General features: G+C 56.2%; 18 protein-coding genes and 1 pseudogene. 12 read left to right on the top strand and 7 right to left on the bottom strand.

The features are described from left to right. Window positions 1–96 precede the first annotated feature (96 nt). From HC231_RS11870 to HC231_RS11845, 6 genes are all read right to left on the bottom strand, one after another. Window positions 97–1,551 carry a CoA transferase gene (locus tag HC231_RS11870; protein ID WP_208231147.1) on the bottom strand — a complete coding sequence of 485 codons (1,455 nt, stop codon included), beginning with the start codon at window positions 1,549–1,551 and terminating at the stop codon, window positions 97–99. A gap of 92 nt (window positions 1,552–1,643) precedes the next feature. Further along, complete coding sequence (locus HC231_RS11865; protein ID WP_208231146.1) at window positions 1,644–3,227, bottom strand: sodium:solute symporter family transporter; 1,584 nt, start codon at window positions 3,225–3,227, stop codon at window positions 1,644–1,646. Beyond that, window positions 3,227–3,487 (bottom strand): DUF485 domain-containing protein, encoded by a 261-nt coding sequence (locus tag HC231_RS11860; RefSeq protein ID WP_208231145.1) that lies wholly within the window; start codon window positions 3,485–3,487, stop codon window positions 3,227–3,229. Before HC231_RS11860 ends, HC231_RS11865 begins: the two co-directional genes overlap by 1 nt. A gap of 644 nt (window positions 3,488–4,131) precedes the next feature. Further along, window positions 4,132–5,160 (bottom strand): OmpG porin family protein, encoded by a 1,029-nt coding sequence (locus HC231_RS11855; protein ID WP_246494779.1) that lies wholly within the window; start codon window positions 5,158–5,160, stop codon window positions 4,132–4,134. A 58-nt stretch (window positions 5,161–5,218) separates the two neighbouring features. Next, window positions 5,219–6,733, bottom strand: a complete 1,515-nt coding sequence (locus HC231_RS11850) for a glycoside hydrolase family 32 protein (protein WP_208231144.1) — start codon at window positions 6,731–6,733, stop codon at window positions 5,219–5,221. Between the two features lie 45 nt (window positions 6,734–6,778). After that, window positions 6,779–7,864 (bottom strand): OmpG porin family protein, encoded by a 1,086-nt coding sequence (locus HC231_RS11845; protein ID WP_208231316.1) that lies wholly within the window; start codon window positions 7,862–7,864, stop codon window positions 6,779–6,781. 345 nt (window positions 7,865–8,209) lie between these two features. Here HC231_RS11845 and HC231_RS11840 point away from each other — a divergent pair, with 345 nt between their 5' ends. The 12 genes and pseudogenes from HC231_RS11840 to HC231_RS11785 all read left to right on the top strand — a co-directional run bounded on the left by HC231_RS11840 (window position 8,210) and on the right by HC231_RS11785 (window position 21,215). Beyond that, a complete protein-coding gene (locus HC231_RS11840; RefSeq protein ID WP_208231143.1) occupies window positions 8,210–9,205 on the top strand; it encodes a LacI family DNA-binding transcriptional regulator in 996 nt (331 codons plus the stop codon). A 281-nt stretch (window positions 9,206–9,486) separates the two neighbouring features. After that, the gene (locus HC231_RS11835) at window positions 9,487–10,446 is read left to right on the top strand and encodes a MurR/RpiR family transcriptional regulator (RefSeq protein WP_208231142.1); all 960 of its coding nucleotides are present in this window, start codon (window positions 9,487–9,489) and stop codon (window positions 10,444–10,446) included. After that, window positions 10,443–11,410: pseudogene (locus HC231_RS11830) on the top strand (isoaspartyl peptidase/L-asparaginase family protein). The gene HC231_RS11835 and the pseudogene HC231_RS11830 overlap by 4 nt, the downstream one beginning before the upstream one ends. Before the next feature lie 13 nt (window positions 11,411–11,423). After that, window positions 11,424–12,125: a creatininase family protein gene (locus HC231_RS11825; RefSeq protein WP_208231141.1), complete on the top strand. Its 702-nt coding sequence runs from the start codon at window positions 11,424–11,426 to the stop codon at window positions 12,123–12,125. Next, window positions 12,122–13,174 (top strand): ketopantoate reductase family protein, encoded by a 1,053-nt coding sequence (locus tag HC231_RS11820; RefSeq protein WP_208231140.1) that lies wholly within the window; start codon window positions 12,122–12,124, stop codon window positions 13,172–13,174. Before HC231_RS11825 ends, HC231_RS11820 begins: the two co-directional genes overlap by 4 nt. Beyond that, a complete protein-coding gene (locus HC231_RS11815) occupies window positions 13,158–13,919 on the top strand; it encodes an SDR family NAD(P)-dependent oxidoreductase (protein ID WP_208231139.1) in 762 nt (253 codons plus the stop codon). The genes HC231_RS11820 and HC231_RS11815 overlap by 17 nt, the downstream gene beginning before the upstream one ends. 45 nt (window positions 13,920–13,964) lie before the next feature. Then, window positions 13,965–14,939 (top strand): ABC transporter permease, encoded by a 975-nt coding sequence (locus HC231_RS11810; RefSeq protein WP_208231138.1) that lies wholly within the window; start codon window positions 13,965–13,967, stop codon window positions 14,937–14,939. Then, entirely contained in the window at window positions 14,936–15,841 is a 906-nt protein-coding gene (locus HC231_RS11805) for an ABC transporter permease (RefSeq protein ID WP_208231137.1), read from the top strand. The genes HC231_RS11810 and HC231_RS11805 overlap by 4 nt, the downstream gene beginning before the upstream one ends. Next, window positions 15,838–16,863: an ABC transporter ATP-binding protein gene (locus HC231_RS11800; protein WP_208231136.1), complete on the top strand. Its 1,026-nt coding sequence runs from the start codon at window positions 15,838–15,840 to the stop codon at window positions 16,861–16,863. Before HC231_RS11805 ends, HC231_RS11800 begins: the two co-directional genes overlap by 4 nt. Continuing rightward, window positions 16,860–17,846: an ABC transporter ATP-binding protein gene (locus HC231_RS11795; RefSeq protein WP_208231135.1), complete on the top strand. Its 987-nt coding sequence runs from the start codon at window positions 16,860–16,862 to the stop codon at window positions 17,844–17,846. Before HC231_RS11800 ends, HC231_RS11795 begins: the two co-directional genes overlap by 4 nt. Window positions 17,847–17,879: 33 nt before the next feature. Further along, on the top strand, window positions 17,880–19,463 hold the full coding sequence (locus HC231_RS11790; RefSeq protein ID WP_208231134.1) for an ABC transporter substrate-binding protein: 1,584 nt from the start codon (window positions 17,880–17,882) through the stop codon (window positions 19,461–19,463). 273 nt (window positions 19,464–19,736) lie between these two features. Further along, the gene (locus tag HC231_RS11785; RefSeq protein WP_208231315.1) at window positions 19,737–21,215 is read left to right on the top strand and encodes a cellulase family glycosylhydrolase; all 1,479 of its coding nucleotides are present in this window, start codon (window positions 19,737–19,739) and stop codon (window positions 21,213–21,215) included. A gap of 134 nt (window positions 21,216–21,349) precedes the next feature. On the opposite strand, the gene HC231_RS11780 is transcribed toward HC231_RS11785, so the two are convergent. Beyond that, a complete protein-coding gene (locus HC231_RS11780; protein WP_208231133.1) occupies window positions 21,350–21,910 on the bottom strand; it encodes a GNAT family N-acetyltransferase in 561 nt (186 codons plus the stop codon). Between the last annotated feature and the right edge of the window lie 214 nt (window positions 21,911–22,124).

Raw genomic sequence — 22,124 nt, 5'->3', positions numbered from 1 at the left:
AGATACGATTTTTGCGCTGTCATGCGCCGCTTTTTGTCGCCAGAAAGCGTACGCATCATGGCGCATTGCGCCATGATGGTGCAGTCGGGGAGGGCGCTATGCGCCGCGCCGCGTACGCCACATCGGCCGATCGCCGCCCAACGACGGCGTGGTGCCGAACCATCGGCAGGGCGTGGCGGACATATCCAGCACCGGTCCTAATGACTTCAGATCGCCGTAGCAGGTGTTTTCGTCGCATACCGCCAGCGATTCGAACTCTTCGGGGCTGAGCCGGCCCGGCGCGCCGGCAAAGTCATCCAGCAAGCCTTGACGCTGCAACAGCATCGCCGACTGACAAAGCGATACCTGAACGCGATAGCTGCCGCCCTCGCGCGCGCGCCGCGCCAGCGCCAACATGCCGCCGAACGTCGCCAGAAAGCCGGTCAGAAAGTCGCACATAAATACCGGCGTCAGCTTGGGCTGGCCGGCGCCGATCGCCAGTCCGTGGGTATGGCAAATACCGGTTACCGCCTGCGCGACCTGATCCCAGCCGGCACGGTCGGCGAAGGGACCGCCTGAGCCGAAACAGTTGACGGAAATGTGGATCAAACCCGGTCGCATATTCATCAGTTCGTCAACGCCAAAACCATGCGCCGCCAGTCGTCCCGGCCGGTAGCCGTCGATAAATACATCGCTGTCTCGCACCAGTTCCGCTAACTTGGCCGCCTGATCCGGCTGGCGGAAATCGAGGAAACAGCTGCGTTTGCCGTGGCTGGTATCGCGCACGAACGCGGGAACCTGCGGCAGATCCGGCGCGGTCACCATGAGTACGTCGGCGCCGTGCTCGGCAAAACCGATTCCCGCCGTCGGGCCGGCCAGGATACGCGTCAGATCGAGCACCCGAATGCCGGAAGCCGGTTGGTCGCCGGCGGGCAGCGGTTCCGGCTCGCCGTCGGCGATCTTGGTGATCTCCACCACCGGACGGGAAGCCAGATAAGCGCCGTGCGGATGGCGCAGCCACTCTTCGGCGGTGCGGACCTTGCCGGCGCAGGCTTTTGCCTCCGCTATCGCTTCTTCCAACTCATCGGCGTTCCAGCGCCGCACCCCTGCGCTAATTGATTCCGGCGTGCTCTCGCATTGCAAAACGTCCAGTATACGCCGCTCAAGATGGGGCAGATTGGTATGCGGCAATAGCCAACCGCCGTCCGCCGTTTGCCACGGCTGCGTTAGCGACACCATATGTTTGATGGCATCGGAAACCGGGATGGGCTGGAATACGCCGTTCTCGTCCCGGCGCAGCGTCATATCGCCGCCGCCCAGCGAGGTCGCCGCCGCCGCGCGGACGTCCACGGCGATGCGCTGCCGTTCGCCGGTGCGCAACTCCCACAAATCGTTGGCGGCGACGCCGCGGGCCGCCAACGCCGCCGCCGCCGTTTCGCCGATGCGAAACGGCGTGGCGAAGAACGGATCGCCGCCGGTAACCTTTACTTCGTCGTCGGGCAGCGGCGCGCCGCCGCGAATGTTCATCAATTCGGCGAAGGCGCCGGATTGGGCGGTAAATTGTTTACTCATGCTGTGGTTTCCCTGGTGTTGACGCCGGGCGGCGCGCGGACCGCCGGCGGATTAATTATGAATAATCGATAAAAATGAAAAACAGGCGCGGTTCAGGAGACCTGGCGCTGGGCATATTGCAGCGGACGCCGTTCCAGCAGTGAAACCGCGATGGCGACCGTGAACGCCAGCGGCACGGTAATAATCGCCGGCGGATCGATGGAAAATGCCGGCGCGGCGTATCCCAATACTTTTACCCAAACGGACGGCCCCAATATGGTGAGCGCCAGCGATGCAATCAGTCCCGTCGCTCCGCCCCATACCGCGCCGCGGGCGGAAAATCTCCGCCAGTAGATCGCCAGAATCAGCACCGGAAAGGTGGAGGAACAGGAAATAGAGAACGCCAGGCTAATCATGTAGGCGATATTCTGGCCTTTGAACGCGATGCCCAGCAGCACGGCAATGATGCCCAACACCAGCACGGCGGCTTTCATAATGCGCATTTCGCGCTGCTCCGAGCCGGGTTTTCTGCCGAACAGGCAACCGTAGATATCATGGCTGATAGCCGACGCCCCGGAAATGGTCAGACCGGCGACCACGGCCAGAATGGTGGCGAACGCCACGGCGGACAGGAAACCGAACAGGGGATCGCCGCCGAGAGCGTAGGCCAGATGCAGCGCCGCCGTATTGGTCCCGCCGATTAACGCTCCGCTCGCATCGAACAACTGCGGCTGAGTACGCAACAGATAGAGCGCGCCGAAGCCGATGATGAAAATCATCGCATAGAAGCCATTCATAAAGATGGTGGCCCACAGTACGGAGCTACGCGCGGCGCGGGCATCGGGCACGGTGAAAAAGCGCATCAAAACATGGGGCAGGCCGGCCGTGCCGAGCATCAGCGCGATGGCAAGGGAAATACCTGATACCGGATCGCGGGCCAGCGCCGACGGCAGCAGAATATTTTGGCCGGACGGATGAACGCCCACCGCGTCGTTCAGCAATTGACTAAAGCTGTAACCGGCGCTCTTCATGACCAGAAAACTGATGAACAAACAGCCGCAGATCATCAGCACCGCCTTGACGATCTGTACCCAGGTGGTCGCCATCATGCCGCCGAACGTGACGTATAGCACCATCAGAATGCCGACCAGCATAATGGCGTAAACGTAATCGATGCCGAAGAGCATCTGTATCAGTTGACCGGCGCCCACCATCTGCGCAATCAGATAAAACAGCACGATAATCAGCGAGGCGCAGGCGGAAAACACGCGTACGGAGCGGCCCTCCAGGCGCGAACAGACGACGTCGATAAAGGTGAACTTGCCCATCCGCCGCATTCTGCCCGCCATCAGGAATACCACAAGCGGCAGACCGGTGGTGTAGCCGATGGCATAGATCAGACCGTCGAAACCGCTGGTGAACACCAGCGCGCTTAGTCCCAGCAGCGCGCCGGCGGACATGGCGTCGCCGGCGATGGCCAGACCGTTCTGGAAGCCGGATATTTGACCGCCGGCGTTGTAAAAGTCACTGGCCGTTCGCGTTCTTTTCGCCGCCCACCAGGTGATATACAGCGTGACGGCGATAATCAGCAGGAACAGCGTGATAGCGGTGGAACTGGCTCCCTGGGCGACGCCGGTATCCGCATACGCTGAATTCATCGCCAGCAGCGAACAAAGAAAAATCAACATCTTCATCATTATTTCTCCGAGGCCCGGTTAGCGATAGCCACATACGCGGCGGTTAAAATGATTCCACTGACGATAACCAGCATTCCCAGAACAAAGGACAGCGGTATGCCGGAATTTAAAAATTCCCGGCTTAATAGCGGAACGTTAAAGGCGCAAATAAGGACGAAACTAAAAAAAATAACTATTTGCACGCAGGTAAATATTACCCCCATTAGCAATGATTCATCTTTATCTGCTGAATTTGTTAATTGTGCAGAACTCTTTTTCATACTGGTGCTTTCCCGCATAATGAATGGAATGACTTATATCCGTTCGGCTTCAGGGGCAGACGCACTAGCCGCGCTGAATTATTCAGGAGATATCCCCGGAAACTTCCGTTGCGGCGCGCGTCATTGCCGCTTATCCCGATACTAGCCAGCGGTAGCGATATGTAGAATCGATTAAATATGATGTGTGCAATCTGTTTTTTTGATGGCGTAAATCCGGCTTATTTTCCTGCCCCTCATAAGTGCATTGCGCACCAGAATGGTTATCTATACTCACTAAGATCAGGCATGCTGCGGATCGTCAGATTGCGGCGTATTTCCCGTGGCGCAAAAGCGCAGGAAAATATAGCTGTAATATTGAGGTTTTTTACTATTCCGCGAATTTTTTCCTCTGCATACGCAAAGTTGGCATAATTTATTCCCTCATACGACACATTCTTTAGGGGAAGTTGGAATAAATATAAATTACTTTTCTAATAACTAAAAAATATAAAAATTTTCTCATGCCGCGCGGCGCGTAAATGAAAAACCACGCTTTTTCACCATGCCATCTATTGGCTTGCAAATGCGGGCTATCTAAAAATCCGGCGCGTTTTACAATACGGCGCGCCGCCGAACCGGCGCACCGAAACAGCCGTACCGCAAGATCAGAAATTGAAGTCGGCTGACAGCATATAGGACATATTGATGGCTTTGCCGCCGGTGACCCAACTGCCGGATTGCTTATCATCCGAGGCTTTTACTTCCCCGGAAATATTAAATCGCTTGCTGATTGGGTAGTTGGCGCCTAGCGCGACATATTTATAGCGGGTGTTCTGGAACACTTCGCCGTCTTCGGGGCGGGCATTGTATTTGCGGTAGTGGCCGATGCCGCTATGCAGGGTGGTGGTCAGGCTGTTGTCCCAGTTATGCCAGACGCCTACGCTGGTACTCCAGTCCCGATCGTTGATATTTCCCCATTGTTTACGTTCCAGCTTGCCTTCGCTATAGCGGCTGCGCAGCCAGACGCCGGTGCTGTCGGTAATAATATATTGCAGACCGGGTTCAATTTCGCTGGTGGTGACATCCGTGTCATTAATCCAATCCGCGCCGGCGGAGCGTTTATGCTGTAGATCCTGATAGAAATAGCCGAACGCCGACAGACGGTCGGTCAGGCGATAGGTTCCGTATAATTTGTATCGCGCCTGCCAGCGTTCATTCAGCGATTCGCTGCCGACCAGCAGCTCCGCGCCTACGTCTCCCCGGCCAATCTGGTGGTTGTAGCCAAAAATCAACTGCGTGCGCTGGGTTTGCTGTTCATATTTCTGGCTGGTAAAACTGCCCTGATATTCGGTTTCCCGCCCGTTGTAAAAGGCCAGATACCAGGAGGGAAGGCTATCGTGACGCAACACGGCCTGCGATAGAACAAAGTTATCCGAGCCGTCATGCGTGGTGTTGTTTTTCCAGTTGGTATCGGTAACTTCGAACTTGCTTTTGATATTGCCGTGTACCTTGCCGCCGTGGGCATAGGAGGATTGGGTGGTGGTCCACATAACGTTTTCATCCAGATAGGACCAGGGATTGACGCCAATTACGGTGCCTTCATCATTACGCATGACATCCATCGCCGCCTGACCGGTCATGGGTAAAACGGTAATGGCGAGCAGCGCCCATTTTTTAGAGATAATCGTTTTCATAAATAATTCCCTTGCGAAAAACTACCGCAATGCAGTGAGAAATAAGGCGACTCGGTAATTAAAAATGCCGAATACGCAGATCGCCGGTATCGATATTGCTCTGGGGGACGCTGATCGCCCATTTCTTGCCGGAAATATGGTACATGCGCGTACTAAAGGCGATATTGTCGTTGATGTAGAACACGGCAATGGAGTCCTCAATAATTATTTTCAGATTAATATTGTCGGATAATGGCGTTTCTATACCCATTTCCGGCTTACGTTTGGGGAGATCGTTTATTCCTGCGGTATAAAAAAGAACCTTGTTGGTTTTTTTATTAAATACGACATTCAGCGGCGCGTTCTGCGGTATATCGTCATCCATGCCGAAGCTGAATATCGCGCCGTCGCCGCTAATAGGAAAATTACCGGTAATTTCGGTGGTTCCGGTCAATGGAGAAAATACCTGACTGCTGATTTCCCCAAATGACGCGGCGCTGTTTTTCGCCAATAGCGGATGCAGTTGGCTGGGTTGCGGGGCTTTTTGCGCGAATACATCCGCTATTTCCTGCGGTAGTCTGGTTTTTAGCTGGCCGTTGGGCGCGGCGGTTAACTCATGGGCAATCAGGTTGCCCGCCCAGTCGATATTGCCGGCGTTATCTTCGCCGGCTTTGGTCGGCACCCAACCAAAAACGAACAGCCGCTTGTCTTTTTCAACCAATTTGCCCGCGTATAGGCCGGGGCCGTCAAAATAGAAATTATCCGGCTTAACGAAAGGACCGTTCGGCGATTCCGCCATGCGGTATTGCGTCAGGCGGTGCGGCCACTGGTCGCTAAAGCTGAGATACCACCGCCCGTTGAAATAAACCAGCGTCGGACATTCCAGATTGGCGTCATGGCTTGTCGTATCATTGCGGAACAGTACGCCTTCATCTTTCCAGCTAGTCAGATCGGTCGAGGTATATTTGACGATCACGCCGGTGCCGTTCTGACGGGTGGTGATCAGCATCCAGTAGCGTTGCTCTTCGGGGATATAGACAACGTGCGGATCGCGGAAGTCATTCGCCCGGTAGTTTTCTCCCGGCAGGAACGTGTCTTTGGGGTGCTTGGTCCAGTGGCGCATATCGCTACTGGTCGCATGCATAATCGACTCCACCGGAAAAACATTCTGATTATGGGCGGTATACCAGGCGTGATAAGTATCGCCGACTTTAATCACCGAGCCGGTGCCTAATAGCAGTTCAGGGCTGTCGAGATCGTTAATATAGGGGATAACTTCGCCCAGATTTTGGTAGTTATACAAATTATTCGTCGATAACAAATGAAAAGCGTGCACGCCCAGATCTTTGCCGCCGCGAATATCATTAAGATGAAAAATATAAAACTGGTTATTCTCGGAGTACGGCATCGGATCGCCGATATAAGAACCGGGCACGCGCGGGAAAAATGCGTTCACTTCGCGGTGAACCTCTGCGCCGGCTTCTTTAGCCGCCGAACTTTGGCTGTCGGCCGACGCGGATGTGGTGCAGGCGGCATTCAGCGAGGTTATTAAAACCATCAAAATAGCCGCGGTAATTTTATTTGGTGCAAACATGGTGATCTCGCTTACTAAAAGATTATTTTCATATGAGTGAATGCATCAGAAACTGTATTCGATACCGACGATAGTAAAGGGATTCCAGGAATGGCCTTCATTGGTCCATTGACCATACGATTTGGTGAACTGCGCTTTAAATTCGCCGTACAGACGTAGATTATCGACAATGGGATAACTGGCGGTCGCGCCGATAAAATTGTATTTCCCGTTGTAAAAGACTTCCGATCGATTGGCCTGATTGTATATTTTGTCATTGCCAAAGCCGACGTACAGCGAGGTCAGCAGGGGATACCAGTTACGCCATAATCCGGCAGTCACTTTCCATTCTTCTTCAATAATATTTCCCCAAGACTGGCGAACCTGTTTTTCCCAGGAATAATAGGGGCGAATATAAAGACCTAAATCCGGATTCACCCGGTATTGAAGCGCCGGCTCCATTTCCATGATGTGGTGTTCCAGATCGCCGTTGCCGGAATCGTTGCTTTGCGGTTGGTATTCGCGGAATATATAGCCGGAAACCGACCATTTATCGGTGAAACGCGATTCTCCCCATAATTTCAGACGGCCTTTCCAGCGTTTGCTTGCGCTTTCCGTTCCGCCCAGGACTTCCACCCCCCAATTACCACGATAAAATTCATTAATTTTACCGATATACATTTCGTTAATGGTATTGGTGCTACCGTAATCCTGATTGGAAAATTGACCGCTATAGCTATCTTCGCGGGCGTTCCAATAACCAAAATACCAGCCCGGTAATTCATCGTGACGCAACCATGCCTGAATGAGCGCTAATTTAAATTTGCCGCCGTTTTTGGTGTTGTTTTTCCAGCGGGTGTCATCTATTTCGATTTTACTGCCAATATTGCCGTGCAGGCCTCCGGCATCCAGGGAACTGTCGACCGTATTCCAATGCACCGACTGCTGCTCCTGGGATATACGGGCGATATCCACATTATCTTGTTGCTGGCCGTCCGCCGCTGTCGTTCCCAGGGCGGCGACGTCCCAGTTGCCGGTGTTTTTATTGTCGGACGGCAATTCCTGTTCTGCTTCTGCGGCGTTTTCCGTTGTTACCGCCGCGGCCTGACCTGCAAACAGCGCAAGCGAAATACAGAGATATGTATTTTTCATCACGTATTGGTCTCATCATCATTATTGGTGGGGGCGCATATTTACTCCGGGTAGTCAGCAAATTGCGCGAGTTAACGTTAACATTCACCGGGGAGGGGAAAGAAGATGAGGAATTTCAGAATTCTGATGTTAATCACAATAGTTAACGTTAACATTGGTTTTATGAGATCGCCGTCATGTTTATCAGTAAAAATCGGTTCATTACGGCGTTAAAGACATGAATATAATAAATAACCCAAAATCGAACCCATACCACATAAAAATCGCCTGGTTCGGGTTATCGACAGGCATGTCGCGAATAAGGTCGCGGGTTTTTGTGAACTAACCAACGGAATAAGGGACGGCATGGCTTCTTTAAAAGATGTGGCAAAGCTGGCGAACGTTTCATTGATGACGGTATCGCGGGCGTTGAACAGTCCGGATAGTTTGAAGCCGGAAACGTATCAGCGCGTTAAGCAGGCTATCGAGGCATTGAATTATGTGCCCGATTTGTCGGCGAAAAAAATCCGTGGCGCCAGAGCCACGCCGAAAACCATTGGCGTGCTGGCGTTGGATACCGTAACCACGCCGTTTTCAGTTGAAATGACCCTATCGATTGAAGAAACGGCCCGCGCTCACGGCTGGAACAGCTTTGTCGTCAATATGTTCATGTCTGACTGTGTGGACGATATCGTCGATTTACTGTTGTCGCACCGGCCAGCCGGGATTATTTACACCACGATGGGACTGCGCACGGTGCCGGTACCGAAAAAACTGCTGAGCCTGCCCTGCGTCCTGGCGAATTGCGAAAGCGAGCAGGGCGGGGTAGCCAGCTATATACCGGATGATGAACAGGGACAATACGACGGCGTTCATGCTCTGCTCAGCGCGGGCTACCGTAAGCCATTGTGCATTCATCTGCCGAAGGAGAGGCTGGCCAGCGCCCGGCGGCGTCAGGGACTTGAACGCGCCTGCCGCGAATTTTCCCTCGATCCGCAACAGCTGTGGCAGCATCATCTCCGTCTTGGCGACGAGTATTACATCGATGCCGTGACGATTATCGAGCAGTATTTTGACCGCGGAAAACCCCGGTTTGATTCCGTGGTGTGCGGCAACGACAGAGTGGCGTTTCTGGTGTATCAAACTTTGCTGTCAAAAGGTATACGCATCCCGCAAGACGTCGCGGTTCTGGGCTACGACAATCTGGTCGGCATCGGCGATCTTTTCCTGCCCGCGCTGACCACGGTACAACTCCCGCACTATGAAATAGGCCGCCAATCGACGCTGCATATTATCAATCGTTTGGAAACCATCGACATCACCAAAATAGCCAGCCCGCTTCTGCGGCGCGAATCGCTGTAGGCGCCGCGGCTCACGCCCATCACCCGGCGGCCGGTAGTATTTTACCCGCGCTGCGGCCGCTTTCCGCGTTGCGATAAAGCCCCGCCATCCCCGGCGGCGTGAGAGGTTATTTTCATTAATACCAATCTGGCGTAAAATTATTTTCATTACATAATATTTTGTTTTAAAAAGAGAAATTTATTTTTTGCGGCCATTATTTTCTGCCATAAGAAAATTATTTTTCATGAAATGTGCTTTTATGAATTATCTTTTTCACATACTGAATCGAACAGGTGGAACCGATGCCGACATCGCATTATCTGGAAGCAGAAGTCATCAAGCAGGTTGCCTACATCGCCCCCAGCCTGCCGGCCGCGCAGCGCAGACTGGCCAACTATGTGCTGGAGAATGCCTTTCAGGTCGCCTCCGGCAATATTGAGAGTTTGGCGGCCGCCACCGGGGTTTCCATCGCCACGGCCAACCGTTTTGCCGTCGCATTGGGGTATTCCGGCTATGCGGAATTTCGTCATGCGCTTTTTCAGGTATTCAAACCGTCGATGGCGCCGGTGGAAAAGCTGCGGAATGAACTGGGGCGCGATTCTCAGTTGGACGAGGTGGTGCATGAGTCGCTGTCCGGCTCGCAGGTCAGTATCGGCCAGACGCGCGATCGAACCACCCGCAGCGGCCTTGAGCAGGCCATCCGCATGATTACTTCCGCGCGCAACGTGTATTGCTTCGGACTGGGAACCAGCATCCATCTGGCGAATATCGCCGCTTTCCGCTTCTCCGCCTATTGCCAGAATATTCATGCGCTGGCGAGTTATGGCGGTGCGGAAATGGCGTTGCACCATTTGCAGAAAATCGGCGAGCAGGATTTATTGCTGTCGATCTCTTTCCCGCGTTATTCCGCGGACATGATCCGCATCATGCATTTTGCGCGTTCGCGCAACGCATCGATTCTGGCGCTGACCGATCGTCCAAGTTCTCCGCTCGTCGGGCTGGCCGACCACACGCTGCTGGCGGCGGCGGAGCATCAGTTGCTTTCCAGTTCGATGGTCGCCCCGATAGCGCTGATCGAAGCGCTGGCCGCCGCAATGGCGCACCGAACGCCGGAAGGACTGAATAGCGCGGCGGAACTGACGGGGCAACTGCTTCCTTATTTTTATCTCGATCAACCGGCTGCGGAAACCGATGAACGGTTCAGCGGCGGTAATAGCCAGAAAAGCCGCAACAGGCGGCGAAAGGGGAAGAACGCAGAATGAGTAACAACGCAATATTGGCTATTCACGGCGGCGCCGGAACGGTTAACCGCTTAAAAATCACGCCGCAAAAAGAGCGCGAGTATGAAGACGCATTGCGCGCAGTGTTAGACGCCGGACAGAAGGCGCTGGCGGACGGCGCCAGCGCGCTGGACGCGGTGACTCAGGCGGTGCGGCAACTGGAGGATTGTCCGCTGTTCAACGCGGGCAAAGGCGCGGTGTACACCAGCAATGCCGACCATGAACTTGATGCTTCCATTATGGATGGCGAATCGCTGCTGGCGGGCGCGGTCGCTCAACTGCGTCACGTGCGTAACCCGATTGAAGCGGCCAGGGCGCTGATGGAATCAGGCGAGTATGTGCTGTTAACCGGCGCCGGCGCGGATGAATTCGCCCGCGGCGCCGGATTGGCGATGGTGGAACAGACCTATTACGACACGCCCGAACGTCTGCAACAGCTGCATGAAGTACAGAAGCTGGGGGGGATGCGTCTGGTGCTGGATCATGACGGCGCGGATTTGATCAATACCGGCGAACCTATTGATACGCGAACCAAGTTCGGCACCGTCGGCGCCGTGGCGCGTGATTTACGGGGAAACCTCGCCGCCGCCAATTCAACCGGGGCATGACCAATAAAGCGCCGGGGCGGGTGGGCGACAGCGCGGTTATCGGCGCGGGTTGCTATGCGGATAACCGTACCGCGGCGGTCGCGACAACCGGAACCGGAGAAACCTTTATTCGCGGCGTAGTGGCTTACGACGTCTGCGCGCTGATGCGCTATGCCGGATTGACGCTGGAAGAAGCCGCCCGCCGGGTAATCCATGAGAACCAGCTCAAGCTGGGCGGGCAGGGCGGACTGATAGCCGTTGACGCCGAGGGTAATGTCGCCCTGCCGTTTAATACCGCCGGTATGTACCGCGGGTATGCCCGTATCGGCGCGCCGCTATACGTGGCCATTTATCGTTAGGAGCAATGTAAAAATGAGAGTCCGCGATTGTAATTGGCAACATATTGAAAGCTATTTGCAGCATGACGACCGAGTGGTGTTGCCCATCGGCAGCACCGAGCAGCATGCCTATCTGAGTTTGTGCGTCGATGCCATTTTGTCCGAAGAGGTCGGCGCCGCCGCCGCCGAGCCATTGGGCATTCCGGTTTATCCGGCGGTGCCGTTCGGGCTGGCGCCCTATTTTATGGCGTATCCCGGCTCCATGACGCTGCAAGTGTCTACCTATGCCGCATTGATAACCGATTTACTGGATAGCCTATCGGCCCACGGGTTCCGGCGCATCATGATTTTGAACGGCCATGGCGGCAATCAGCCTGCCGCCGCGGTGGCTCTGGAATGGGCGGCCCGGCATACCGGCCATCGCGTTCGCTTTCACAACTGGTGGAATGCGCCCAAAACCTGGGCAAAAGTCAAGGAGATCGACCCGGTGGCGTCGCACGCCTCGTGGATGGAAAACTTCCCGATCACCCGCCTGGCCCATGCGCCATCGCCGTCCGGGGCGAAGCCGATGGTCGATCTGGAGCGCCTGCGCATGTTGGATCCGCTGGAAACCCGCGGCTATCTAGGCGACGGCAATTACGGCGGCGACTACCAGAAACCGGACGAGACGATGCAGCAACTGTGGCAGGTCGCGGTTGACGAGACGCGCCAACTGTTGGAGGACGGCTGGGTATGAATGCCGATCAGCAAACTCCCATTCTGATTTGGGGCGCGGGCGCCATCGGCGCCAGCCTGGGGGCCGCTTTTGCCGCCGCCGGCTATCCGGTTGTATTTGTCGATCAGGAACAGATGCATGTGGATGCCATGAATAGCGGCGGGCTTTATATCGAAGGCCCGATCCGCGAGCAGCATTTGGCGGTGCGCGCGTATACGCCGGAAGACCTGCAAGGACGCTACGACCTAATCTTTTTAGCGGTCAAGGCGCATCACACCGCTTTCGCCTGCCGGCAACTGCGCCCGTTTCTGACGGAAAACGGCGTGGTGGTATCGGCTCAGAACGGGCTGAACGAACTGGATATCGCCGCCGTGCTGGGGCGGGAACGGACGATGGGGTGCTTCGTGAACTTCGGCGCCGACTATCTCTATCCCGGTCATATCATGTACGGCGGCCGGGCCGCAGTCGTGGTGGGCGAATTGGACGGACGAACCACCGAACGGGTTAAGTCTGTTCACGCGCTGTTGCAGACCTTCGATGACCGGGCCGTTCTTACCGACAATATCTGGGGATATCTGTGGGGCAAACTGGTGTACGGCGCGATGCTCTACGCCACTGCCTTAACGGATGGCGCCATCTGGGAATGTCTGGATCATCCAAATTACCGCGACGTGTTCATCAGTTTAGGCAAGGAGATCGCCGCCGTGGCCGCCGCCGAGGGCGTCGCGCTGGAGGCTTTCGATGGGTTCGAACCTTCAGCCTATGCGCCCGATGCGCCGATGCCTCTGGCGTTGGCCAGCCTGGATGCCATGGTGGAACACAACCGCCGCTCCACAAAAACGCACAGCGGTATCTGGCGTGACTTGGCGATACGCCAGCGTCGAACCGAAGTGGATGCCCAATTGGGGCCGATTCTGGACGCCGCGCGGCGGCACGGTATCGCCGTGCCATTAACCCGGCGGCTGATTGAACTGATTCATGCCTGTGAAGATGGGCTTCCCCGCGTCTGGGGAAACCTGAGTGTTCTACGTGCGGCCCAGAGGAATACACGCTATGCAGATAAGGTTTGATGGCCGCAAGGCAATTGTTACCGGCGCGGCCCAGGGGATTGGCCGTGAAATCGCCGCCAGTCTGGCGCAGGCGGGGGCGGATCTGTGGCTATGCGACATAGATAGCGCGGGATTGGCGCAAAGCCTGGCGTTTTGTCGGGCGCAGGCGCCGGAGGCCGATATTCAAACGGCGGTAGTGGATGTGTCGCAACGTCAGGAAATACAGAGCTTCGTCAAATCCGTCGGGGAAGTAGATGTGCTGATCAATGTCGCCGGCGGCGTATGCGGGCAGACGGGGCATCCGATTGACGCCATTAGCGAGGAGGCGTGGCGGCGGATCTTTGCGGTTAACAGCGACGCCATGTTCTGGTTTTCGCAGGCGGTGGTTCCCGCAATGAAGCGTAAAGGCTGGGGACGTATCGTCACCATTTCCAGCATCGCCGGGCTGGGCATAAGCCTGACCGGGATCCAGGCTTATGCGGCCAGCAAGGCGGCCGAAGTCGCGCTGACGCGCCAGCTTGCGCACGAGCTTGGGCCGTATGGCATCACCGTTAATGCGGTAGCGCCCGGATTCGTCCGCTCCAATCCAACCACCGAACTTCAGTGGGAGGCCTATGGCGCCGAGGGACAAAAAGCGCTGCTGGAGAGCATTGCTCTGCGGCGTACCGGCGTCGCCGGCGATATCGCGCCGGCGGTGCTGTTTCTGGCTTCGGAACACAGCGGCTGGACTACCGGCCAGACGTTGGCGGTAGACGGCGGGAAATGACGATCGCGCTGATTCCCCAGCGATCGCGCCGCAAAGGATAGAGATATGTTGAGTTTTTTTACTGTTCGAGCCTGGCAGTCGCTTTTGGTGCTGCTGCTGATGTCGATCCTGGTTTTTATGGCGGTGTACGCCATTGGCAACCCCATCGATATTTTGATTAATCCACAGGCGGATCAGGCGCTACGCGAAGCAACCATAGCCCGCTATGGGCTGGATAAGCCGATGTGGGAGCAATATCTGGTTTTTCTGCGTAACGCGCTGCACGGCGATTTTGGCGAGTCGTTTATTTATAACGTGCCGGCGATGGGCCTAATTCTGGAATATCTGCCCGCCACGCTTGAACTGGCGGTGGTGGCAATGGCGATGACCATTATCATCGGCGTTCCGTTGGGCATGTACGCGGGCTACCGTCCTGATTCCTGGCTGAGTAAGAGCATTATGGGCGGCAGCGTGCTGGCGTTTTCCGTGCCGGGATTCTGGATGGGGCTGATGCTGATCCTGATCTTTTCGGTAGAGCTGGGCTGGTTCTCTTCCGGCGGCAGAGGCGAAACGGTGACGGTATTGGGTATTCCGTGGTCGGTGCTGACGCTGGACGGCTGGGCGCATTTGCTGCTGCCGGCGGTTAATTTGGCGCTGTTCCGGCTGGCGCTGATTGTCCGTCTGACCCGCGCCGGCGTGCGGGAAGCGATTCTGTCCGACTATGTCAAATTCGCCCGCGCCAAGGGAGTGCCGCCGATGCGGATACTGCTGCGCCATGTGATGCGCAACATACTGATCCCGCTGACTACGGTGTTGGGGCTGGAGTTCGGCGCGATGGTGGCGTTTTCCGTCGTCACGGAAACCATTTTCTCCTGGCCGGGGGCGGGCAAGCTGGTCATCGATTCTATCCGCACGCTGGATCAGCCGGTGGTGGTGTCCTATTTGCTGTTGGTCGCCGCGATGTTCGTCGTCATTAATTTACTGGTCGACATGCTGTATTCCCTGCTTGATCCGCGAATTCGTCTTGGGAGCCGAAAATGAGCGACGTCACTCCACATACCCCGCTGCGCCGGGAAAGTTATCTGCGCGAAGTCTGGCGCAATTACCGGCGCAGTCATATCGCCAGCCTGGCGCTGCTGGTGCTGTTCATCGCGGTGCTGATGGCGATCTTCGCGCCGTGGATCACGCCGCAGAATCCTTTCGACCAGTCGATTCTGGAACTGGCGGATGCGCGGCTGAGCCCCGGTTCGGTCGGCACCGGCGGCTATGTGCACGTGCTGGGAACCGATGCCGACGGCCGGGATCTCTACAGCGCCATCGTCTACGGCATGCGTCTGAGCATGACCATCGGCCTGATTAGCGGTATGGCGGCGATGATGATTGGCGCGTTAATCGGTTTGATGGCGGGTTTTATCGGCGGCCGTACCGAAGCGGTATTGATGCGCATCGTCGATCTGCAACTTTCGTTTCCGCCGCTGATGCTGGCGCTGGTGCTGGTGGCGATACTGGGGCAGGGACAGTTTCAGGTTATCGCGGCGCTGGTGGCGGCGCAGTATGCCTATTTCGCCCGCACGGTGCATGGGGCGGCGCTCGCTGAACGGCAGAAAGAATATATCGAAGCGGCCAGCGCGGTGCCGCTGCCCGCCCGGCGCATTATGTTCGGCCATTTGCTGCCGAATGTGCTGCCGCCGCTGATCGTTGTGGCGTCGGTCCAGATCGCCAGTTCGATAGTGTTGGAAGCCACGCTCTCTTTTCTTGGCGTGGGGCTGCCGGTCACCGAGCCGTCATTGGGCGGTCTGATCTATCGCGGCTTCGAATATATGCTCAGCGGCCGTTATTGGATGAGCGTTTACCCCGGCATCACGCTGGTGATTTTGATGCTGGCGATCAATCTGGTCGGCGACCAGCTGCGCGATGTACTGAATCCGAGGTTGAGCAAATGAACGTAAATATAGAACGCCATCGTGAAGAAGTGCTGCGCGTGAGCGGCCTGCAAACATACTTCAGCACGGAGCAAGGCACCATCAAAGCGGTCAACGGCGTGGATTTCGCGCTACGCCGCGGCGAGATCCTGGGCTTGGTGGGCGAATCAGGCTCCGGCAAAAGCGTCACCGGTTTTTCCATCATGGGGCTTATCGATCCGCCGGGGAAAATTCACGGCGGCAGTATTCGCCTGGGCGAGACGGAACTGGTGGGATTGTCTGAAAAATCGCTGCGTCCGCTGCGCGGCGTGCGCATGGCGATGATTTTTCAGGATCCGATGATGACGCTGAACCCGGTCATGCGGGTGGCGGATCAGATGATTGAAGCCATTACCGTACATGAGCGGGTGCCGCGCAAACAGGCGATGCTGCGGGCGCGGGAAGCGCTGGTCAAAGCCGGTATTCCGGCGCCGGATGAACGGCTGCGCGCCTATCCGCATGAACTCTCAGGCGGGATGCGGCAACGTGTCGCCATCGCCACCGCTATTTTGCACCGCCCCGACGTGATTATCGCCGATGAGCCGACGACGGCGCTGGATGTCACCATCCAGGGGCAGATTTTGGCCGAAGTACAGCGGCTGGCTCGCGATGAGGGCGTGGCGCTGGTCTGGATCACCCATGACTTATCGGTGGTGGCCGGATTGGCCGATCGCATCTGTGTGATGTATGCCGGGCGGGTGGTGGAGTCCGGCGCCACCGATCAGGTGCTGGATCATCCCGCTCACCCGTACACGCTGGGGTTGATTGAGTCTCTTCCGGGACAGGGCGAGCAGGGCAAACCCTTAAAACAGATCCCCGGAATGACGCCCTCGCTACTGGGGCTGGATGACGGCTGCGCCTTTCGCAACCGCTGCGCGTATGCCAGCGAGGTTTGCCGCACGCCGCCGCGGCATCAATGCTGGGCCGATGGGCAGACGGCGAGCTGTTTTCATCCTCGCCGCGCTATCGAACATGCCGCCGCGCAACAGGAGGTCAGTTCATGAATCTGGTGGAAATGAATAACGTCGACAAGCGTTTTCCGCTGCCGTTGTCGTTGGATCAGCGTCTGGCCCGTTTGCTGGGGCGAGCGGTTAACGCCCCGGCCGTGCACGCGGTTAACGGCGTGTCGCTGAATATTAAACAGGGCGAAGTGCTGGGGCTGGTGGGCGAATCCGGCTGCGGTAAGTCGACGTTGGCGCGCGTGATCGCAGGTATTCATGCGCCGACTTCGGGCAGCGTCACTTTCCGCGGCGAACCGGTAGCCGTCACCCAGGGACGCCGGGAAGTGAAACTCACTACGCGGGTACAGATGATCTTTCAGGATCCCTATGCCTCGCTGAATCCGCGGCACCGCATCAACCGCATTATTGCCGAAGGACCGCTGTTTCACCGTCTGATCTCGCCCGCCGAGCAGGATGAGTACGTCTGTGAAATGATGAACCAGGCCGGCATCGATCCGGCTTACCGTTTCCGCTACCCGCACCAGTTTTCCGGCGGTCAGCGCCAGCGCATCGGCATTGCCCGCGCGTTGGCCATGCAGCCTGAATTCCTGGTGTGCGATGAAGCCGTCGCCGCACTGGACGTATCGATTCAGGCGCAGGTGATCAACCTGTTTATGGATCTGCGCGAACGTCTGCGGCTGACCTATCTGTTCGTCAGTCACGATCTCGGCGTGGTGCGCCATCTGAGCGATCGCGTGGCCATCATGTACCTGGGCAAACTGGTGGAACTGGCGCCGGCGGAGGCCGTATTTAGCCGGGCCAATCATCCTTATACCCAGGCGTTGCTGGGCAACATGCTGACGCTCAACTCCCGGCGTCAGACCTTTATTCCCATCAAGGGGGAGATTCCCTCGCCGTTGTCGCCACCGAAAGGTTGTAAGTTTCACCCCCGTTGCCCGCATGCGATGGCCCGCTGCTCTCAGGAGGAGCCCGCGCTGCGCGAGGTGGAGTCGGGGCATTTTTCTGCTTGTCATCTTAATACTTAGGCGGTACCCATTCTTCATTAAGGAGTAGGCATTATGGTAGGTGTGAAATCCAGGACATTAATTACCGCGTTATCGCTGGCTGTCTCTCTCGCAGTCGGCAGCGCGCAGGCACAAGATCTGAAAATCGGCGTACGCGCCGGCCCGGAAGCGATGGACCCGCACTATATGGCGTTGGGGCATCAAATCGCCGCCATTAAAAACATTTATGAAGCGCTGGTAACCTTTGATGAGAACCTGCAAATCGCGCCGGGTTTGGCGGAAAGCTGGCATCCCATTAACGACGTCACATGGGAATTCGCCATTCGTCCTAATGTCAAATTCCACAATGGCGAACCGCTGACGGCCGAGGATGTGAAGTTCTCGCTGGATCGCGTACCGGGCGCCGCCGGCCCTGACGGCGGGCTGGTGATTAATACGCGTAATATTACCAAGGTCGAGGTTACCGGACCGTTGACCGTTCAGGTCACGACCAGCGTGCCGAACCCCGCGCTGCCGCAGGATCTGGCGCGGATCAGCATTCTGCCGCATTCGATCGGTAAAGCAACGGTGGAAGATTTCAACAGCGGTAAAGCGGCGATCGGCACCGGGCCGTTCAAATTCGCCAGCTTTAAAGCAAGAACCGGTTTTGAAGTCACGCGTAACGACGACTACTGGGGCGGAAAGCCGGACTGGGATAAGGTCGTCTTTACCGAAATTTCCAATGATGCCGCGCGCGTGGCGGCGCTGCTGTCTAAACGCGTGGACGTGGTGAACTACGTCCCTTTCTCCGACGTGGAGAAAATGCGTCGTAACCGCGACGTCAGCGTCGTGCAGGGGCAGTCGATCTACGTCTTTCTGCTCTATCCGGATCAGCGTGCGCACAGCGATCTGGTTACCGACAAAGCCGGTAAGCCGCTGGAGGTAAATCCGCTGAGCAAACCGCTGGTTCGTCAGGCGTTGTCGCTGGCCATCGACCGCTCGGCGATTGCCGACCGCGCGTTGGAAGGCTTCGCCAAACCGGCCAACCAGCTGATTGACGATAAATTCTTCGGCGCGTTGCCAAACCCGCCGAAGCTTGAGTACAACGTCGCCAAAGCGCGTCAACTGCTGGCGGAGGCGGGGTATCCTGATGGTTTCAAACTGCCGCTGCACTGCACCAGCGACCGTTTCCCCGGCGATGGCGCGACCTGTACGGCGCTGGGCCAGATGTTTGCCCGTATCGGCATCGATACGCAGGTTAATGCGTTGTCGCGTACCGTATTCGTTCCCGCCCGTACGCGCGGCGATTACGTCATGACCATGGCCGGCTGGGGCTCGGTAAGCGGTGAAGCGGGCTATACGCTGTCTTCAATCGCCCATACCAATGACAAGAGCAAAGGGTTGGGGGCGTTCAACGTATCGCACGTTTCCAATCCCAAAAGCGATGAGCTGATTGCCACCGCCATGCGGACGCTGGACAACGATCGGCGCAAGCAGCTGTTCCAGGAGGCGATGACTTCAACGCTGGATAATTATGACATCATTCCGGTGGTGCAACTGTCGTCGGTTTGGGCTTCCCGCGCCAATAGCGTCACCTTTACGCCGCGAGTGGATGAAGAAACGCTGCCGTTTTTCATCCATCCTGCCGTGAAAAAATAGATGACGGCCTTGCTGTGGCGAAAGCCGCAGCAAACTAACCTGCCTGAACAGGCGGCGTATGTATCGCGCATACGCCGCTTATCGCTTTTCTCCTGCGTTCTCCCTGATGCCGTTTCGCCTTCATTTCTCATCTTCGAATATGACGTTTCCGGCGGATAACATTCGTCAAGACGGAGGCTTTTTGCCCGATAAACCATGCTTCATTGAACTATTTAGCTGATTTACATACTTAATATTTGATGACATGGCCACGAAGGAGCAGAAAATATGAGGATGGGAGACCTGAAAAAAACGGCTGGCCGGGGGCTGATGATGATATCGGTCGCGTTATTGTGCGGTTTTTCCCCAGTATTGCCGGCGTATGCGAAAACGCCGGTGCAGGCGCACGGACAGTTATCCATCGCCGGCGGGCGGCTGGTTGATGCGCACGGCAACTCGGTACAGCTGCGGGGCATGAGTTCACACGGTCTGCAATGGTACGGCCAATACGTCAATAAAGATGCGATGAAATGGCTGCGGGATGACTGGGGGATCTCGGTATTCCGGCTGGCGATGTATACGGAAGAAGATGGATATATCGCCGATAAATCGGTGGCCGACAAGGTCAGGGAAGCGGTGGATGCGGCGCAGAGTCTCGGCCTCTATATTATTATTGACTGGCATATTTTGTCGGATGGTGATCCCAATAAGCATAAAACAGAGGCGAAAACATTTTTTAATGAAATGGCCGAGCGGTATGGCGATTCGCCGAATGTGATTTATGAAATTGCCAATGAACCAAACGGCAATGTGACCTGGAATAAGCAAATCCGGCCTTACGCGTTGGAGTTGACGCGGACGATCCGGGCGAAAGATCCCGATAACATTATTCTGGTCGGTACGGGACGGTGGAGCCAGGATGTTCAGGATGCGGCCGATAATCCGCTGCCGGACGCGAATACCATGTATGTATTACACTTTTACGCCGGCACGCATAAGTTGTCTTTACGCGAGCGGCTTGATGATGCTCAGCGTCGGGGCATACCCATTTTCGTCAGTGAATGGGGAACCAGCGAAGCGGCCGGCGACGGCGGGCCTTTCCTGGCGGAATCCCGGATTTGGCTGGATTTCCTCAATGCACGCGGCATCAGTTGGGTTAACTGGTCGCTGTCGGACAAGGCGGAAGTTTCGTCCGCTTTGGCGCCGGGGGCAAGCCCCAGCGGCGGCTGGACGGATGCGGATCTGACGGCGTCGGGAAAATTCGTCAGAAAGCAGATCCTCGGCGAAGCGGATACCGAGGCGCCGGCGGAACAGACGACAAAACTGGTTCTGCAATATTCTAATAAGAACAGCGAGCCTTCCGATAATGCCATTCATCTGGCGTTCAATATCCAAAATACCGGCAGCAGCGCGATTAATCTGAGCGATCTGAAAGTTCGTTACTATTTTAACGATGACGGTAAATCATCCGACCGGGTCTACATCGATTGGGCCGATGTGGGCGCCGGTAACGTGATTGCCGCCACTGAAGCGCACCCCGGCGGCAATGCTCAGGCAAATTGCTATGTCGAGATATCGTTTAGCCGTGAAGCCGGAGAAATTCCGCCCGGCGGAAAAAGCGGCGAGGTGCAGGCGCGCGTTCATCCGGCGGACTGGAGCAACTATGACGAAAGCAATGATTATTCCTATAAGGGCGACGTCGCCACTTTTACCGACTGGGATAAGATGACCGTCTATCATAAAGGTTCGCTCATATGGGGAACTGAGCCTTAACGGCGGCAGGAGAAACCGGAGTTTTTAGTTGGTTGAACCTTCTCCCCGGCAAGAGGATGCGAGGAGAGGGTTATTCATCTTTGCTGGCAAAACCGTCATTCCCGCGCCGGCGGGAATCTGTTTCACTCAATGTGTTAGCTGTTTTGACCGTTCATCCAGCGCTGGAGCGATAGCCGATATAACATTACTGATTTGAGCGGGTGTCCCGCCGGGACGCGCGGGTAGTCGAAATCGTCGGCGGGATTATGCGTCATGCCTAGCTTACTCATAACGCGGCGTGATTTGACGTTGGCGGCGACGGTAGTGGCGACGATTTCATCCAGCTTCAATGCGTTAAAACCGAACGCCAGCGCGGCGCGCGCGGCTTCCGGCGCATACCCTTTTCCCCAGCATTGGCGGGCGATGCGCCAGCCAATCTCGACGGCGGGCGTGAAGTGCGCGTCATAGCCGACCCGGACCAGACCGACCGCGCCGATAAATTCCCCGGAAATTTTATTTTCCACCGCCCAAAAGCAAAAACCATGAGAGGCCTGATGGGCAATTTGCCGATCGATCCATCCGTTGCTGTTTTCCGCCGTGGGTAGCGGCATAAGAAATTCCATCGACTGCGGATCGGCGCAAATTGCGGCGAAAGCGTCGCGATCTTCCGGTCGCCATTGGCGCAGAATTAATCGTTCGGTTGATATGGACTGCATAATTTGCTTTCTCGATTTAGTTAGGCGCTGATTGCCTACAGTTCATTCATTAACGCTAATGCCATGCTTTTTCAGCAGGCCGCGTAATACTACCGCCTTACCAAATACTGTCGTTTACATCTTAAATACAAATGAATATTATCAAGGCCAGCGTAGAAAAAATAAAGGAATATCAATGGTATTACAGGAAAGCGTTACCGTTAATAACGCCGAT

Source organism: Brenneria izadpanahii, assembly GCF_017569925.1.
GTDB lineage: Bacteria > Pseudomonadota > Gammaproteobacteria > Enterobacterales > Enterobacteriaceae > Brenneria > Brenneria izadpanahii.
This window is presented reverse-complemented; position numbering and strand designations above follow the sequence as displayed.

Bases quoted from the DNA above. Each gene is read 5' to 3' on its own strand.
- HC231_RS11870 (WP_208231147.1), bottom strand. From the start codon at position 1,551: ATGAGTAAACAATTTACCGCCCAATCCGGCGCCTTCGCCGAATTGATG.
- HC231_RS11865 (WP_208231146.1), bottom strand. From the start codon at position 3,227: ATGATGAAGATGTTGATTTTTCTTTGTTCGCTGCTGGCGATGAATTCA.
- HC231_RS11860 (WP_208231145.1), bottom strand. From the start codon at position 3,487: ATGAAAAAGAGTTCTGCACAATTAACAAATTCAGCAGATAAAGATGAA.
- HC231_RS11855 (WP_246494779.1), bottom strand. From the start codon at position 5,160: ATGAAAACGATTATCTCTAAAAAATGGGCGCTGCTCGCCATTACCGTT.
- HC231_RS11850 (WP_208231144.1), bottom strand. From the start codon at position 6,733: ATGTTTGCACCAAATAAAATTACCGCGGCTATTTTGATGGTTTTAATA.
- HC231_RS11845 (WP_208231316.1), bottom strand. From the start codon at position 7,864: ATGAAAAATACATATCTCTGTATTTCGCTTGCGCTGTTTGCAGGTCAG.
- HC231_RS11840 (WP_208231143.1), top strand. From the start codon at position 8,210: ATGGCTTCTTTAAAAGATGTGGCAAAGCTGGCGAACGTTTCATTGATG.
- HC231_RS11835 (WP_208231142.1), top strand. From the start codon at position 9,487: ATGCCGACATCGCATTATCTGGAAGCAGAAGTCATCAAGCAGGTTGCC.
- HC231_RS11825 (WP_208231141.1), top strand. From the start codon at position 11,424: ATGAGAGTCCGCGATTGTAATTGGCAACATATTGAAAGCTATTTGCAG.
- HC231_RS11820 (WP_208231140.1), top strand. From the start codon at position 12,122: ATGAATGCCGATCAGCAAACTCCCATTCTGATTTGGGGCGCGGGCGCC.
- HC231_RS11815 (WP_208231139.1), top strand. From the start codon at position 13,158: ATGCAGATAAGGTTTGATGGCCGCAAGGCAATTGTTACCGGCGCGGCC.
- HC231_RS11810 (WP_208231138.1), top strand. From the start codon at position 13,965: ATGTTGAGTTTTTTTACTGTTCGAGCCTGGCAGTCGCTTTTGGTGCTG.
- HC231_RS11805 (WP_208231137.1), top strand. From the start codon at position 14,936: ATGAGCGACGTCACTCCACATACCCCGCTGCGCCGGGAAAGTTATCTG.
- HC231_RS11800 (WP_208231136.1), top strand. From the start codon at position 15,838: ATGAACGTAAATATAGAACGCCATCGTGAAGAAGTGCTGCGCGTGAGC.
- HC231_RS11795 (WP_208231135.1), top strand. From the start codon at position 16,860: ATGAATCTGGTGGAAATGAATAACGTCGACAAGCGTTTTCCGCTGCCG.
- HC231_RS11790 (WP_208231134.1), top strand. From the start codon at position 17,880: ATGGTAGGTGTGAAATCCAGGACATTAATTACCGCGTTATCGCTGGCT.
- HC231_RS11785 (WP_208231315.1), top strand. From the start codon at position 19,737: ATGGGAGACCTGAAAAAAACGGCTGGCCGGGGGCTGATGATGATATCG.
- HC231_RS11780 (WP_208231133.1), bottom strand. From the start codon at position 21,910: ATGCAGTCCATATCAACCGAACGATTAATTCTGCGCCAATGGCGACCG.